Annotated in this window: 16 protein-coding genes; 7 read left to right on the top strand and 9 right to left on the bottom strand. The window is 45.3% G+C overall.

What is annotated here, in order from left to right; all coding sequences use genetic code 11:
* Positions 1 to 20: 20 nt before the first annotated feature.
* Complete coding sequence (locus PV783_RS13255) at positions 21 to 479, top strand: pyridoxamine 5'-phosphate oxidase family protein (protein WP_111578926.1); 459 nt, start codon at positions 21 to 23, stop codon at positions 477 to 479.
* Between the two features lie 44 nt (positions 480 to 523).
* Here PV783_RS13255 and PV783_RS13250 read toward each other — a convergent pair whose 3' ends face one another.
* Positions 524 to 922, bottom strand: coding sequence for a hypothetical protein (locus PV783_RS13250; protein WP_420988314.1), 399 nt, complete (start codon positions 920 to 922; stop codon positions 524 to 526).
* A 170-nt stretch (positions 923 to 1,092) separates the two neighbouring features.
* On the opposite strand from PV783_RS13250, the gene PV783_RS13245 reads away from it, so the two are divergent.
* Positions 1,093 to 2,688: a sensor histidine kinase gene (locus PV783_RS13245; protein ID WP_227024600.1), complete on the top strand. Its 1,596-nt coding sequence runs from the start codon at positions 1,093 to 1,095 to the stop codon at positions 2,686 to 2,688.
* On the top strand, positions 2,685 to 3,743 hold the full coding sequence (locus PV783_RS13240) for a response regulator (RefSeq protein WP_111578928.1): 1,059 nt from the start codon (positions 2,685 to 2,687) through the stop codon (positions 3,741 to 3,743). The genes PV783_RS13245 and PV783_RS13240 overlap by 4 nt, the downstream gene beginning before the upstream one ends.
* Here the strand turns inward: PV783_RS13240 and PV783_RS13235 are convergent.
* From PV783_RS13235 to PV783_RS13210, 6 genes are all read right to left on the bottom strand, one after another.
* On the bottom strand, positions 3,723 to 4,121 hold the full coding sequence (locus tag PV783_RS13235; RefSeq protein WP_420988313.1) for a hypothetical protein: 399 nt from the start codon (positions 4,119 to 4,121) through the stop codon (positions 3,723 to 3,725). The two genes, PV783_RS13240 and PV783_RS13235, sit on opposite strands and share 21 nt — an antisense overlap.
* 46 nt (positions 4,122 to 4,167) lie before the next feature.
* On the bottom strand, positions 4,168 to 5,124 hold the full coding sequence (locus PV783_RS13230) for a 1-phosphofructokinase family hexose kinase (RefSeq protein ID WP_420988312.1): 957 nt from the start codon (positions 5,122 to 5,124) through the stop codon (positions 4,168 to 4,170).
* Between the two features lie 18 nt (positions 5,125 to 5,142).
* Positions 5,143 to 5,964: a universal stress protein gene (locus PV783_RS13225; RefSeq protein ID WP_111578931.1), complete on the bottom strand. Its 822-nt coding sequence runs from the start codon at positions 5,962 to 5,964 to the stop codon at positions 5,143 to 5,145.
* Between the two features lie 167 nt (positions 5,965 to 6,131).
* The gene (locus PV783_RS13220; protein WP_111578932.1) at positions 6,132 to 6,530 is read right to left on the bottom strand and encodes a hypothetical protein; all 399 of its coding nucleotides are present in this window, start codon (positions 6,528 to 6,530) and stop codon (positions 6,132 to 6,134) included.
* A gap of 174 nt (positions 6,531 to 6,704) precedes the next feature.
* Positions 6,705 to 7,085 (bottom strand): hypothetical protein, encoded by a 381-nt coding sequence (locus PV783_RS13215; protein WP_111578933.1) that lies wholly within the window; start codon positions 7,083 to 7,085, stop codon positions 6,705 to 6,707.
* Between the two features lie 97 nt (positions 7,086 to 7,182).
* Positions 7,183 to 8,031 carry a universal stress protein gene (locus PV783_RS13210; RefSeq protein ID WP_420988311.1) on the bottom strand — a complete coding sequence of 283 codons (849 nt, stop codon included), beginning with the start codon at positions 8,029 to 8,031 and terminating at the stop codon, positions 7,183 to 7,185.
* Positions 8,032 to 8,240: 209 nt separating this feature from the next.
* Between PV783_RS13210 and PV783_RS13205 the strand changes: the two genes are divergently transcribed.
* Entirely contained in the window at positions 8,241 to 8,750 is a 510-nt protein-coding gene (locus PV783_RS13205; RefSeq protein ID WP_420988310.1) for a hypothetical protein, read from the top strand.
* 34 nt (positions 8,751 to 8,784) lie between these two features.
* Here the strand turns inward: PV783_RS13205 and PV783_RS13200 are convergent, their stop codons facing one another.
* Together PV783_RS13200 and PV783_RS13195 are read right to left on the bottom strand one after the other, a co-directional pair.
* Positions 8,785 to 9,681, bottom strand: a complete 897-nt coding sequence (locus tag PV783_RS13200) for an alpha/beta hydrolase (protein ID WP_420988309.1) — start codon at positions 9,679 to 9,681, stop codon at positions 8,785 to 8,787.
* Positions 9,682 to 9,751: 70 nt separating this feature from the next.
* Positions 9,752 to 10,660 carry a helix-turn-helix domain-containing protein gene (locus PV783_RS13195; protein WP_420988308.1) on the bottom strand — a complete coding sequence of 303 codons (909 nt, stop codon included), beginning with the start codon at positions 10,658 to 10,660 and terminating at the stop codon, positions 9,752 to 9,754.
* Positions 10,661 to 10,935: 275 nt separating this feature from the next.
* Here PV783_RS13195 and PV783_RS13190 point away from each other — a divergent pair, with 275 nt between their 5' ends.
* Genes PV783_RS13190 through PV783_RS13180 form a run of 3 tightly spaced genes read left to right on the top strand, consistent with a single transcriptional unit; the run spans position 10,936 to position 13,088 of the window.
* Positions 10,936 to 11,463 (top strand): RICIN domain-containing protein, encoded by a 528-nt coding sequence (locus tag PV783_RS13190; protein ID WP_420988307.1) that lies wholly within the window; start codon positions 10,936 to 10,938, stop codon positions 11,461 to 11,463.
* A 27-nt stretch (positions 11,464 to 11,490) separates the two neighbouring features.
* Positions 11,491 to 12,237 (top strand): hypothetical protein, encoded by a 747-nt coding sequence (locus tag PV783_RS13185; RefSeq protein ID WP_420988306.1) that lies wholly within the window; start codon positions 11,491 to 11,493, stop codon positions 12,235 to 12,237.
* A 47-nt stretch (positions 12,238 to 12,284) separates the two neighbouring features.
* On the top strand, positions 12,285 to 13,088 hold the full coding sequence (locus PV783_RS13180) for a hypothetical protein (RefSeq protein WP_420988305.1): 804 nt from the start codon (positions 12,285 to 12,287) through the stop codon (positions 13,086 to 13,088).
* Positions 13,089 to 13,091 lie beyond the last annotated feature (3 nt).

Here is a 13,091-nt window from a genome sequence, read left to right as displayed (position 1 = left end):
TCATCATAACACAAACTTTTATGTTAGGCAAATTAAACCTGGATCAGATTGACCTTGTACTGGCCCGGAATGTAACAGGCCGCATCGGATGTACCGATGGGCAAAAAGTATATATAGTACCTGTTAGTTATGCTTTCAACAACACCTACCTGGTGATACACTCCAACGAAGGGATGAAAATTGATATGATGCGGCAACACCCGCATATCTGTTTCCAGGTGGATGAAATTACCGATATGGCAAACTGGCGCAGTGTTGTTTTATGGGGGGACTATGAAGAAATAACAGATCCCAAGGAAAGATTTTATGCCATGAAATTCCTTATAAGCCGGCTGGCACACCTGCAGGTAAGCGAAACAGCAGGAGTATCCGGCATGCATGAGGAAATAGTGAAGGAAAGAATACCTGAAAATATGATAAGACCTATTGTTTACCGGATAAGGATCACTGAAAAAACCGGCAGGTTTGAAAGCACCTGATCAGCCTGCCGGCAGGCCATTTCCCCGGGGCGGAACGTTCTTAGTTATTCTTCTTCCATTTCATCCGGCAGCCGGAACCGCTGCCGTTCTACCGGCCGGCCGGCGATATTCAATTCCTCCAGTGTCCAGTTATCAGTGGTGGTGGTTTCCAGCCACAAGTCGCCACACCTGCGCAGGATCTGCGCACTCAAACCAAACCCGTGGCTGAAGTCGTGTTCCACAGCCGCCGCCAGCCGGTAATAGCTAACGTCCAGCCATCCGGAATTATGTATCATCCTGATCTTATTGATAGGTGTTTCAGGCAGCACAGCTTCTTCCTTAGGAGAGCATTCCCCTCTTTTGTGCGGGTTACAGTAAAATGCCAGCCTGAGATAGGGGTAAAATTCCCTGAACCTCTTTTGTATATCCCCTACCACAGCTTCTTCACTTATATAGATATCCATGATAAAAAGTTTATGTTACTACAATATTAGCCCACGGCAGGTTCTCCCAAAATGAGATCAGTCAGCCGGCTGTATGATAGCGGTCATATCCCCTTGTTTCGCCGCCCTGATCTTGATTCAAACAGATAAAATCCTTATCTTTCCGCCGGTAACAACTACTATGTAAGCCTATGAGCTTTTCTATCAGTGATCTGGACATCAATTTTCAACTGGGAATGTTTGCCGCTATCATGGAACGTATGCCGGGCCTTGTAGCTATAAGGGAACTGGAAAGCGGTAAGCTGATTTATATCAGTGATGCCGGCATGAAAATGCTGGGAACAGATGATTATGCTGAACTTGAATTACTGATTGACCAGAATCAGCTGGGTAGAGGCAGTTTCAGTGCACAGGCAACACAAGATAATCTTCTGACCAAAGAGCGCCAATGGCAAAATATCCGGGGAGAAACCTTTCAGGGACTTTATGAAGAAATATTACTACGTAATAACAATAAAGAATATTGCTTTTTCCGCATCACAGATTCTCTTACAGACCGCAAATTCAAGCAGCAGCTAAACAGGGAGCTGGAGCGCTTTGGCGCCCTGTTCGATTATGCCAGCATAGGTATCCTGGTAACTAATCAACAGGGGGAAATTATACTGATCAACGACTTCGCCCTTGACCAGTTTGGATACAGACGGGAAGAACTGTTAGGGCATAAAGTGGAAGTGCTTATTCCCAGGCGCGTTCATGACAGGCATGAAAAACACAGGAACCGCTACAATGCCCACCCCCAAAGCAGACCTATGGGTATTGGCATGGATTTGTTTGCCGTTCGAAAAGATGGGTCAGAATTCCCGGTGGAAATCAGTCTTAGTCATTATGCCAACGAAGAAGGACACTTTGTAATCGCCTATGTCAATAATATTACTGAAAGAAAGAAGGCGGAAGAAAAGATAGAAAGACTGAACGATGAGCTGGAAGGCATGGTGGAAGAACGCACCCAGCAGCTCACAAAAGCGCTGGAGCAACTCAAAATATCAAAAGAAGAACTGACGGTAGCATTGAGTAAAGAAAAAGAACTGGGAGACCTGAAGTCACGTTTTGTATCTATGGCCTCCCACGAGTTCAGAACTCCCCTTAGCACCATCCTTTCTTCTGCATTCCTGGTAAAACATTATGCAGAAGAAAAAGACCAGCCAACCCGGAACAAACATATACAACGGATTGTTAACTCGGTGACTTTGCTGACCGATACCCTGAACGATTTCCTCTCTGTAGGTAAAATTGAGGAAGGAAAAGTACAGGTTCGTCTTGCTGATTTCGACATAGAAGACTATTTCAATAACATCATACAGGAGATGCAGGAATTGGCTAAAGAAAAGCAGGTAATTGAATACCGCCACAGCGGGGAGCCAACAGTATTGCTGGATCCTTCGTTGCTTAAGCATATTACCATGAACCTCGTTGGAAATGCTATCAAATTTTCAAAGTCCGATGGCGTGATAGAGATCTTTACGGTGAAAAGTGACCACGCATTTTCGCTCACCGTTAAGGACAGCGGCATCGGCATGTCGCACGAAGATCAGCAACACCTCTTCGAAAGATTTTACCGGGGCACCAATGTAAGTAATATACAGGGAACAGGTCTTGGGTTACATATTGTAAACAAATACACCGAATTGATGAACGGCAGCATTGCCTGCAAAAGTGAACTCAATGCCGGTACAACCTTTACAATTAATTTTGAGTTAGATGCTAAAAACATCCCCTATCAGTCATGAAAACTATTTTATTAATTGAAGATAATGAGGAATTACGTGAAAATACAGTGGATATTCTTGCCATAGCGGGATACAATGTAATCACGGCAGAAAATGGTAAGATCGGAGTGGAAATGATCCTCAGCCACAAACCCGACCTGGTGATATGTGATATTATGATGCCCGTGCTGGATGGTTTTGGCGTATTGCACCTGATGCAGCAGCACGAAGAAATGAAAGATATCCCGTTTATTTTCCTGACTGCCAAAACTGAAAGAGCCGACTTTCGCAAAGGAATGGGAATGGGAGCAGATGACTATATCACCAAACCATTCAGCGGAACCGAGTTATGGGATGCCATAGAAAGGCGGTTGAAAAAGGCAGCTATCAGAAAACAACATTTTGCACCCGATCTGCAGGGATTGAACAAGCTGATGTATGAAGCCACCGGTAAAGAATCGCTGAAAGCGTTGGCAGAAGGAAGGAACATTGATAAATTTAAAAAGAAGCAGGCCATTTACACGGAAGGTAATCACCCTACCCGCTTATTCTATCTGCAACACGGTAAAATAAAAACGATAAAAACCAATGATCTTGGTAAAGAACTGGTCATAGATCTTTTCACCGCCGGCGACTTTATTGGCTACACCGCTTTACTGGAAGGCGGCGTTTATAAGGAAACAGCCATTGCAATGGAGGAAAGCGAAGTAGCCATGATTCCGCTCAACGACTTTGAAGAACTCATTCATAATAATCATGAAATAGCTGTTCAGCTTATCCGCATGCTGGCTAAAAATGTAGCCGCAAAAGAGCAACAGCTGCTGGGGCTTGCCTACAATTCGCTTCGCAAAAAAGTGGCCGATGCACTGATCAGTTTACATAATAAATACAATCCTCAAAAAGAGCAGCCTTTCATCATCAACGTGAGCCGCGAAAACCTGGCAACTATTGCAGGTACAGCCACTGAGTCGCTGATCCGCACACTGAGCGATTTCCGCGACGAAAAACTGATTGATATCAGGGATGGTGCCGTAGTGCTCCTGGATGAAAAAAAATTATCCAATATGCTTTGCTGAAACACCCGGAAACGCATCCGACAAATAGTCCTGAAAGTCGGCCCTTAAAAGGTGAAAGCTTTCCCGGATGGAAAAGATGTTTTCCTCCAGGTTTCTATACCGGTTCAGGAATTCCTGCTCCGGCCTGTCTGTTTGCAAAAGCTGTTTCAGCAAAATAGTATACTCCCGGATCTCATGCCGGAGTAAACCTATCTGGCTATCCATTTTCAGAAACCTGCTTTGGAAAAACTCCAGGTGTGCCAATTGGACTTTAGGAAAATCCATTGTCAGAATATCTGTCAATTTTGTTTTAAAGAAGATATTCTCATTTTCCAGTTGCTTTAATATTTCCTTCCAGGCTTCGTTTTGATGCAGCATTCCACTCAGTTCATTTTTCATCGTCTGCTTTTTATATATTCAATGGCATAGCGTATTACTGATATTTTCATTTCTTAATACCCGTAGTTAACGGCTGCTTCCTGCGTATCTCTTCAAAAAGTGTCAGCGCATCTTCCTTCTTACATAATGCAGTGCCGGGATGCAATGTAGCGGCGGTACCACAGGCTACTCCAAACTGTGTGGCTTCGAGGATATCCTTGCCGGTAAACAGGCTATAAACAATGCCGGCCAGCATGCTGTCTCCTGCGCCAACGGTGCTTACCCTGCGAACCACGGGCGCCGGTATCTTTATTGAAAGATCCGCAGTTACCAGCATCGCCCCGTCTTCTCCCATAGATACTATTATTATTTCGCAGCGGTTCCTGCTGATGATCCCTCTGGCCACATCCACAATTTCCATTGCATTAAGGGCACTTACGCCTGCAAAGCCCGCCAGCTCCCTGATATTAGGTTTGATCAGATAAGCCCCTTCCCGTAAAGCTTCCCGTAGTGCCTCGCCCGAAGTATCCACAATAAAACGGGCGCCCTTGATGGCTGCTATAGCACTGAAAGAGGCAAATATATCCGGCGGCACACCGGGCGACAAACTGCCACTGGCAACGAGATATTTAATCCCTTCCATCTGCCGGATCACTTCCAGTAAGTGCTGCCACTCATAATCATCCACCACCGGCCCTGGCATGCCTAAACGATACTGGGCATGGCTACTGCTGTCTGTCAGGATCAGGTTCTCCCGGGTATGGCCTGCAATGGGAACAGATATTCCGGGAACACCCTCTGCATGTAACAGTGATTCAAAAAATTTACCACTGTGCCCTCCTCCGAGATACACCGCATTCGCGTTGCCCCCCAGCCGTATAATAGCCCTGGCCACATTAACCCCGCCACCTCCGGGTTCAAAAAGAGGTACACTGCATTTCAGCTTTCTTTCCGGCACAAGCACAGGAACGCTTGTACTCTTATCTATTGCGGGATTTAATGTAATGGTGACAATTCCGGACATACCTGAGGTATTTATTATTTAAGAATGTGCAATAAAAACAGGTATCTTATGTTCGCTCATAATTTCCGTGGCAAAGCTTTTCCTGAATAATTCCGAAAGCGCTGAACGGCCAAAAGATCCACACACCAGCATCGGCTTATCGGCATCTGCAAGCCAGGTATCAAAATATTTTCCGGGGTCGCCTCCCAGTGTATGAATAGTGAGATCCGTAAAATGCCGTGCTGCGAATTCTTCCATCAGTTGTATTTCAGGGACAGCCGCCTTCTCTTTATCGGTAGCGTATACAAGAACAGCCTTTTTGCCTGACAGTTCCGGCAGGAGATAACAAAAAGACTTAATAGCAATGATGGCATCCCTGCTGCCATCATAGGCCATGACAATCGTTTCGGGGAAACAGGAATTCTCCGGTATCAGCAACACGGGGCATTCTGCGTCATGTAGCGCCATTTTTAAATACCCATTGGGAACGTCGGTGCCCAGGTTTTCGTAGTATTTCTCACTTCCCAGTATCAGCAGATCTGCAAAGCGTGTTTCCTTCTTCAGGTCTCCTAAAGTGAAGTCGTATGGCGCCTTATGTACCCTGTATTCAATATGGTGCCGGATGCAGGCTTCTTCAAAGGTTTTTATATTTTCGTCTACCAGTTCATCACTATATCTTTCCAAAGTAGATTCAAATACAGAACCGGAAACAAGAGCAGAATTCCAGGAAGGTGAGAAATCCATTTTAGGCAAAAATGTACCGGTCAGCAACAGCGGTTGCATATCATTCAGTTGACAGGCAAACTCAAAAGCGCCTTTGGAAAAGTGGGAGCCATCTAAGGCCAGCAGTAGTTTTTTCATGCTTCTTAGTTAAACAATGATGGTAATAACAGACTTCCGTAGTGATTTTTTGTCTGTCTGAATAAAGTTAGCGGCAATTTTAAAACCCAGGAATGATCACCGTCATTTTACATCCTGATTTTCGTTCTGTGATCTAAGTATAAACCGGTGGGATTGGGCGAATTAAATCAATCGTCATCCGGACGTTCCGGCAACCGGAAAGTGTGGTTCTTTGACGGTTTTCCTGCATTATTCAATTCTTCCAACGTCCAGCTATCGGTGCTGGTAGTTTCCAGCCATAGTGTCCCTGCTTTGCGAAGTATCTGCGCGCTTAATCCAAAAATGTAGCTAAAATCATGTTCCACTGCAGCGGCTGTTCTGTAATAGCTGATATCCATCCATCCGGGCTCATTCCGGATCCTTATTTTTTCAATTGGAGTATCCGGAGATATTTTCTCTTCTTCAGGAGAATACTCTCCTTTCCGATGTGGCTTCCTGTAAAACTCCAGTTTCAGGTATGGATATGCCGTCTGAAATTTCTCCTGTATATCCTTTACTATTGCTTCTCCACGAATATATATCTGCATAAAAAAGCATTTTAGTTAATACAAGTTTACCATTGTTGTTGTCACAGGCAAATGAGGATAATCACCCTGTTATATGACAGCAGTCAGGTAACAGGAAAGAAGATATCCGGAAACCGGATGGTTCCGGTTTGTCCTCTTAGGAGAATAACAGGAGAAACCAGCCAACTTAAAGTATCAGCTGGAAGGAAAATGTTCTTTTAAATACAGCTGAAAGTCTGAGGCTAATATATCAAAGCTGCTTTGTATCCGGTCCATTTTTTCGGTTAACATTTTCTGTAATATGGTAACACTTACCGGACGGGTGGTTTGTTCATTACTACATAGCATTGCTTCCTGCAGATCTCTTACTTCATGTCTGAGTAAACTTATCTGTTCATCCATTTTCAGGAACCTGTGCTGAAAAACTTCGAGATGTTTCAGATGACTTCTTTCAAAATTATCAGAGAGTATATGTGCTAGTTTTGTTTTAAAAAGAATGGTTTCATCTTCCATCACTCTCAATATATATCTCCAGGACTCATGCGCTGGCACATGTCCGTTCAAACTATCTGGCATCATCTTATTTTTTAATATCTAATACGCTAAATTATTACCGGCCGGGCCTGCAAAACATGACCTCGATCAGTAATCTGGCTGTTTATGATCATAGTCATTATTTATTATGAGCTATAAACAGGGGAGAAAATAATGTTTGCATCAGTACATCTGCCATGCTTTCCCTGAACCACCGGGAAACTGTGCTTCTCCTGTAAGCTCCCAGTACTACAATGGTCCCCTCCGGCTGTTCAAGCATATAGCTCACAATTTCCTCCTCGGGTATGCCATCCATTACTTTATACCCAGCTTTGGGGAAATGCCTCTTTATAAAATCCTTTATCAGGTGCTTATTTTCGAGGTGGTTTCCTTCGGGATTAACGGATACAATAGTTGTTGGCAATGCTTGCAGGGAGGGTAACAGGTAATTATACATTTTTATCGCATATACAGAAGATGGTTCACCGTCGTATAACAGCACTACATTCCTGATATCGCTAAAAACAGCCGGCGCCAGCACCCGGGCGGGCACAATCAGCACAGGACATTGCACATCCGTCAGCAAGTCGCGGATAAAACGGGTGGGCGGCTTCATAACATCGTGCACAAATGTTTCCTGCCCGTCTACAATCAGTAAATCTGCATAAATGCTTTCTTCCAGGGCACTCTGAAGGGAAATGTTCCTATTGCGGTGAACGCTGTAGGCTATGTCCGCCTGCTGGCAGGCAGCTTCAAATATGCCCGCAGCAGCCTCCCGCCGTTCTTCATCAGCGGCTTCAAGTTTCCTGAGAGTAGCCTGGTCCGTTCCTGCTTTCAACAACTGGTATAAACTAAAACTATTATAGGTCAGGTCGTTGGAGAAAACCCCGGTCAGATGTGCGTGCTGTTGCTTCGCTATCCAGATGGAATAATGAAGGGTACTTTCTGAAAATCTGAGGCCATCAAATATAGCTGCGATCTTCTGCATGGCATTGTTTTGCCCAAAAGTAGCGCCGGAAGGGAAAATGACCTATGACCCGGATTAGTCAGGATCCTGATTTTCGTCATCATTGGGGCTATGACCTGAATCAAGAACAGGTATGACCGCTATCATTCACCCGCAGTAAATATTCTTATAATTTTATTACCGAAAGAAGAAAATTATTCCGGGTCATTCATACTTCAAAACCTGATATCATGCACGCCAATATCTTTTCTCCCACCTACCTGGTAGCCAACCTAATTAGCCTGGTAGTTTTGATAACAGCGATTTTCTGGCCGCTTATTGCCAGGTTCCTCCTGGCATTGATATTCATCGGGGCGGCCTTTTTTAATGCTGTTATGGCCATCCGGGAACCAGAACTGTTTATGGTCTACGGTGCCATGACCGTTTCACCGGTTTATGAACAATTCATTTATGGGGCTTTCCGGGATAACATTACCGCAATTGTCGTGTCTATTTCAATATGCCAGCTGGCAGCAGGGATTTTTATCGCTGCCAGGGGCGCACTGAGGAAGCTGGGGTTAATCGCCGTCACTACGTTCCTGATAGCGATAGCCCCACTGGGTGCCGGTTCCGCCTTTCCATCCACGCTTTTGCTGGCTGCAGCAGCTATCGTGCTGCTCTTTAAGGAAAAATATCTTTCCGCTCACCCCTTACGGTTCGGGTTCCATCATTTTCTTTCAGGCAAAAAGAATGGAATATGAAAAAATGATGACCGTTTTATTATGCATCATCACCCTAAAACCCATTCTCCGCCAGCCAGCTTTTGAATAAATTAAACCAGTTATTCCCGCTGTTAAGATCTGTTAAGCCAAAACCATGACCACCGGATTGCAGGATATGCATTTCCGCTTTTACATTTGCATGTAGTAAAGCATTAAAAAACAGGAGTGAGTTTTTAACAGGTATTACATCGTCATCAACAGCATGTACCAGGAACGTTGGTGGCGTATTTGCAGTAACCTGTTTATCGGTACTGTAAAGATCCAGCAATGTGGCAGATGGATTTTTACCAATCAGGTTTTCGCGGGTTCTTGGAATAGCGGGATCATAGATGATAACAGGATACAACAGTGCCATAAAATCCGCCCGGAGATTGATCCCTGCTTTATTTTCAACCACCACCCTGTTTAACTGCGTGCCTGCTGTTGATACCAGGTGACCACCTGCTGAAAGTCCCATTGTGCCCACCTTGTGAGGATCAATGCCCCACTCTGCGGCCCTTTTACGTACCAGTTGGATGGCTGCCTGGGCGTCCTGTAACGGGCCAATCGTTTTATCAATCATGATCGTATCATGCGGTAAACGGTATTTCACTACAAACGCAGTGACGCCCGTTTCAGTGAGCGCTTTGGCAATTTCATAACAGGTAGCCGGCGCCAGCACAAAATATCCGCCTCCGGGAAAAATAAGGATAGCCGTGCCAGTGGCGGTTCCCTTCTTTGGGAAAAAAGGTATCAGGCCAGGTTGCGTTACTTTTCTTACTAAACCCGAGGTATCCGTTTCTTCTATATAATCCGGCGGTATCTTTCTGGAGTTCGGAATATGTTGCTCATACAGCGGTATCATTATTTCCTGCGCGCGGGCTAACTGTAAAAATGACAAAAAAGCCAATACTGATATTATTCTTTTCATCTTTATAAACATCATATAACACCCAAATTATACATACGCCAGCCGATGAGATGTGCAAAAATGCTCAATTTTATTTTTTTCTGATAATCATAGGCTGAATGCCATAAGCTGATTTGAATGCCCGGCAGAAAGCGCTCGTATTTTCAAACCCGCATATCCAGGTGATTTCCTGCACAGGTTTGTTGGTGTGTTGCAGCAACCGGGCAGCATGCTCCAGCCTGATGCGGATAAGGTATTGATAAGGCGTACAATGAAACACCGCTTTGAACTGCCTGATTAATTGAGGAACAGATAAACAGGCCAGATGACTGATCTTATATAAATCAAGATTTTCAGTATAAGAAGAATGCAGGACATCCCTGGCTATGCATAACCGTTTGTAGATCTCCTTTCTCGTGGTTGCCTTCACCGCATTTACCTTATCCCCGCGAACCATTTCGGACTTATGTACCCCGATCAGGTGCTGCAATAAAAAAACCAGGCGTTCATCTGCCATCGCTGCATCATACCCCCTGTTTTCAATGGTGGTGGTAAGCCCGGTTAGCTGCGCCTGCAAATCAGGTGTGATAGTATTAAGTGTTTGAAAAAACTCAGGTGCGGTTTTATTATCTGAAGATGGGTACTGCAACAGTGTTTCCTCACTGTTAAGCATATCATCAAACACTGATGAAGCAAATTCCTTTTGAAAGAATACGGATAAGCATTTCACTTTTTCGTCGCCGTCAGTACGACAGGAATAACGCTGGTCGTCATTCAACACCAGGAATTGCCCGGGCCTTATAACCAGCCTGCGACGATCAATTCCATAGCACTCCTCTCCGCTGAGCACCGTTTTAACAGAAAGACATCCTACATGATCGTCGCAATGACTATGACTGCTTTCCGCATTAATAATAATATTATGCTTTTTGAATTTGCTGAAATACAATACTTCATCAAATCCTGGTTCTGTATGATCAGGCACACTGGTAAAATACATATACTGCGCGGTTCAATGATCTAATATTACGATTAAATCTGCAATTTGTTTTGATATCAGGACTCAAAAGCAGCCATCCCTTTTAGCTGCCGGCTGCCAGCACAACTCGCCGCCGGCTCATTCACTTCCCCCATCTGCTAAACGGCACTTCCTCCATTCCCGTTTGTATGGCAATTTTGATCCGGCATGGTGAAGTACCCCTGCAACGGCATCGGGAATGAGGTAATACAGCCCTACACCGGGCTCCGCTCAACCTAATCATAAAATTAACCGTCATGAAAACAAATATGGCCTACGGCGCAATAACGTTACTGATGATATCCTGCAAAACGGCTACAGTACCCGAAAGAAGGGGAACAGAAACAGGCGTGTCTGTACTGGGCAGCGGCAGTTATTATATCATTCATGCGAACAGCGGAAGAGCGCTGACACCCAATTCCCCTTCGGAGGGACAAAACGTATTTCTCCGGCCCTTCAGCCATAGCGGTACACAGAAATGGGTACTTGAGGTAAAGGGGAAGAACACGTCTATCCACTTATGCGGCTATGACGCCCTCATCTTCCAGCCCCATCCTTCCGTAAGCGACCGCCCCCCTGTAGTGAGCCCCGATTTTATGGGAGGTGGAAGCGCGCAATTCCATATAGAACCCGCCGGACGACCCGGCCTCTGGAGAATAAGAAGTGCAAAGCTCAATAATGATGCCCTGCAGGGCACGCAAACCAGCGAAGAACCAGGCTTTGGCAGCATCACCGCAAACAGTAGTCAACAGCTCTGGAAACTGATCCCTGCAGATTGCAGATAACCCAATAACCCCAAAAATCAGGTAATCATGAAAACACGTTTCTTTTTCAAACTCGCCTGCTGCACAGGACTACTCGCCTTCTTTATTTTGTACTGCAGTAAAGACGCTGACAATAAGCCCGATGACGGAATAAAAGTCACCGTGGAAACCACCAATGGCGTTACCTACAAGCTATTTGTAAAAGAAGGCGCCACAAGTCCCTACGGCATACTGGTGATGGGCAGCGGCAACGACGCCGAAAACCCCGGACCGGGTAGCCTGGATGGCGACCCCGAGATAGCGCTTTGCCGCAAAGCAGCGGAAAATAACTATATAGCCGCCATCGTGCAATACCGGAAAACACCCGGTTTGGCCGACTGGGATGCCAGCTCCAACATCGTAGCAGAGGATTACGATAAATGTATAACCGCTCTGGCAGGTAAATTCGGACTGGATAAAAACCAGTCCGTGGTGGGAGGCTATTCTTACGCGGCCTATATGCTCCTGAACAATACCGCATGGACGGCCAAGCTGGCCTATTGCAAAGGCGTACTTGCTGCCTGCGGAGCTATAGAGGGCGCCACTTATTTTCATCTGCCCATATATACCATTACCTGCTCCGGCTCGCCCGATCCCGGCGGGCTCGCAGGTAAAGCCCTGTATGATGCCATCAACAATAGCTCTCCCTTCAAGCTCAACAGCGAAGGAGTGACCGATACAGGCTGTAACAGCCATTGCGGGGGCAACTGGACAAACCGGCTGTTTACAAAAATGCAAAACTGGCTGGCAGCATAACCTGATCATCAACAACCCCAATAATCACAAATTCAAAATTTAATGTCATGAAAATCAAATCGCTTCTCCAATGTATCCTCTTACTGCCGGCCTTCATCCTGGCAAGCTGCAGTAAGGACAATGACGGTCCAACGCTGCCGCCGGATAAAAGCTGCCGTATAGCAGCCATCACATCAAAATCCGGCAGTACCGCTGTTTCCTACACGCTCAGCTATGACAACGACGGCAGGGTAAGTAAAATTGGTATGGACGACTTTTACAAAACCCGTTACAATTTTAACTATGCACCTGGCCTACTCACCCGCAATGGCTACTTCGATCACTGGGATGGACAACTAACAAGTGAACTGCGGGCAGAACTTAACAGTATGGGGCTACCTACCCTTATCACCCGGAAAAGTTACGACTATACGCCAGCCGGTCAACCACCCAAACATACCGCTACTACCACCTATATTTACGAATACAATAGCCAGGGAGAACTACAACTGACCACTCAAAAAGACGAATATATCGGCAGACCGGCCAGTAATACCACCAGTACCACCACTTATACCTGGGCCAATGGCAATATGATAAAAGAAGAAGTGACAGGCGGCGTGGTAACAAATTATGAGTATTATACCGATAAACCTGTTCAAAAAGGAGATCCCATCGCCATTAACAGCTTAATGATCACCGGTATCAGTCCCTTTAAAAATAAAAACCTGGTCAAATCATCCTCAAACGGCTCAACGGTCATAAACGTAAATTATGAGTATGATGAAACGGGAAAGATCAAAACGGCAACCCTTACTGGTAGCACCGCTGCAAGCAGCAGCGAAATGAGGTTCCAATATTCGTGTAATTGAATC

It is taken from the genome of Chitinophaga sp. CC14 (genome assembly GCF_048957795.1).
Classification (GTDB): Bacteria; Bacteroidota; Bacteroidia; order Chitinophagales; family Chitinophagaceae; genus Chitinophaga; species Chitinophaga ginsengisegetis.
Note: the sequence above shows the minus strand (reverse complement) of the source record. Positions and strands in the feature narration are given on the sequence as shown.

Excerpts from the sequence above, each read along its gene's own strand:
- PV783_RS13255 (WP_111578926.1), top strand. The coding sequence starts at position 21 with ATGTTAGGCAAATTAAACCTGGATCAGATTGACCTTGTACTGGCCCGG.
- PV783_RS13250 (WP_420988314.1), bottom strand. The coding sequence starts at position 922 with ATGGATATCTATATAAGTGAAGAAGCTGTGGTAGGGGATATACAAAAG.
- PV783_RS13245 (WP_227024600.1), top strand. The coding sequence starts at position 1,093 with ATGAGCTTTTCTATCAGTGATCTGGACATCAATTTTCAACTGGGAATG.
- PV783_RS13240 (WP_111578928.1), top strand. The coding sequence starts at position 2,685 with ATGAAAACTATTTTATTAATTGAAGATAATGAGGAATTACGTGAAAAT.
- PV783_RS13235 (WP_420988313.1), bottom strand. The coding sequence starts at position 4,121 with ATGAAAAATGAACTGAGTGGAATGCTGCATCAAAACGAAGCCTGGAAG.
- PV783_RS13230 (WP_420988312.1), bottom strand. The coding sequence starts at position 5,124 with ATGTCCGGAATTGTCACCATTACATTAAATCCCGCAATAGATAAGAGT.
- PV783_RS13225 (WP_111578931.1), bottom strand. The coding sequence starts at position 5,964 with ATGAAAAAACTACTGCTGGCCTTAGATGGCTCCCACTTTTCCAAAGGC.
- PV783_RS13220 (WP_111578932.1), bottom strand. The coding sequence starts at position 6,530 with ATGCAGATATATATTCGTGGAGAAGCAATAGTAAAGGATATACAGGAG.
- PV783_RS13215 (WP_111578933.1), bottom strand. The coding sequence starts at position 7,085 with ATGCCAGATAGTTTGAACGGACATGTGCCAGCGCATGAGTCCTGGAGA.
- PV783_RS13210 (WP_420988311.1), bottom strand. The coding sequence starts at position 8,031 with ATGCAGAAGATCGCAGCTATATTTGATGGCCTCAGATTTTCAGAAAGT.
- PV783_RS13205 (WP_420988310.1), top strand. The coding sequence starts at position 8,241 with ATGCACGCCAATATCTTTTCTCCCACCTACCTGGTAGCCAACCTAATT.
- PV783_RS13200 (WP_420988309.1), bottom strand. The coding sequence starts at position 9,681 with ATGAAAAGAATAATATCAGTATTGGCTTTTTTGTCATTTTTACAGTTA.
- PV783_RS13195 (WP_420988308.1), bottom strand. The coding sequence starts at position 10,660 with ATGTATTTTACCAGTGTGCCTGATCATACAGAACCAGGATTTGATGAA.
- PV783_RS13190 (WP_420988307.1), top strand. The coding sequence starts at position 10,936 with ATGAAAACAAATATGGCCTACGGCGCAATAACGTTACTGATGATATCC.
- PV783_RS13185 (WP_420988306.1), top strand. The coding sequence starts at position 11,491 with ATGAAAACACGTTTCTTTTTCAAACTCGCCTGCTGCACAGGACTACTC.
- PV783_RS13180 (WP_420988305.1), top strand. The coding sequence starts at position 12,285 with ATGAAAATCAAATCGCTTCTCCAATGTATCCTCTTACTGCCGGCCTTC.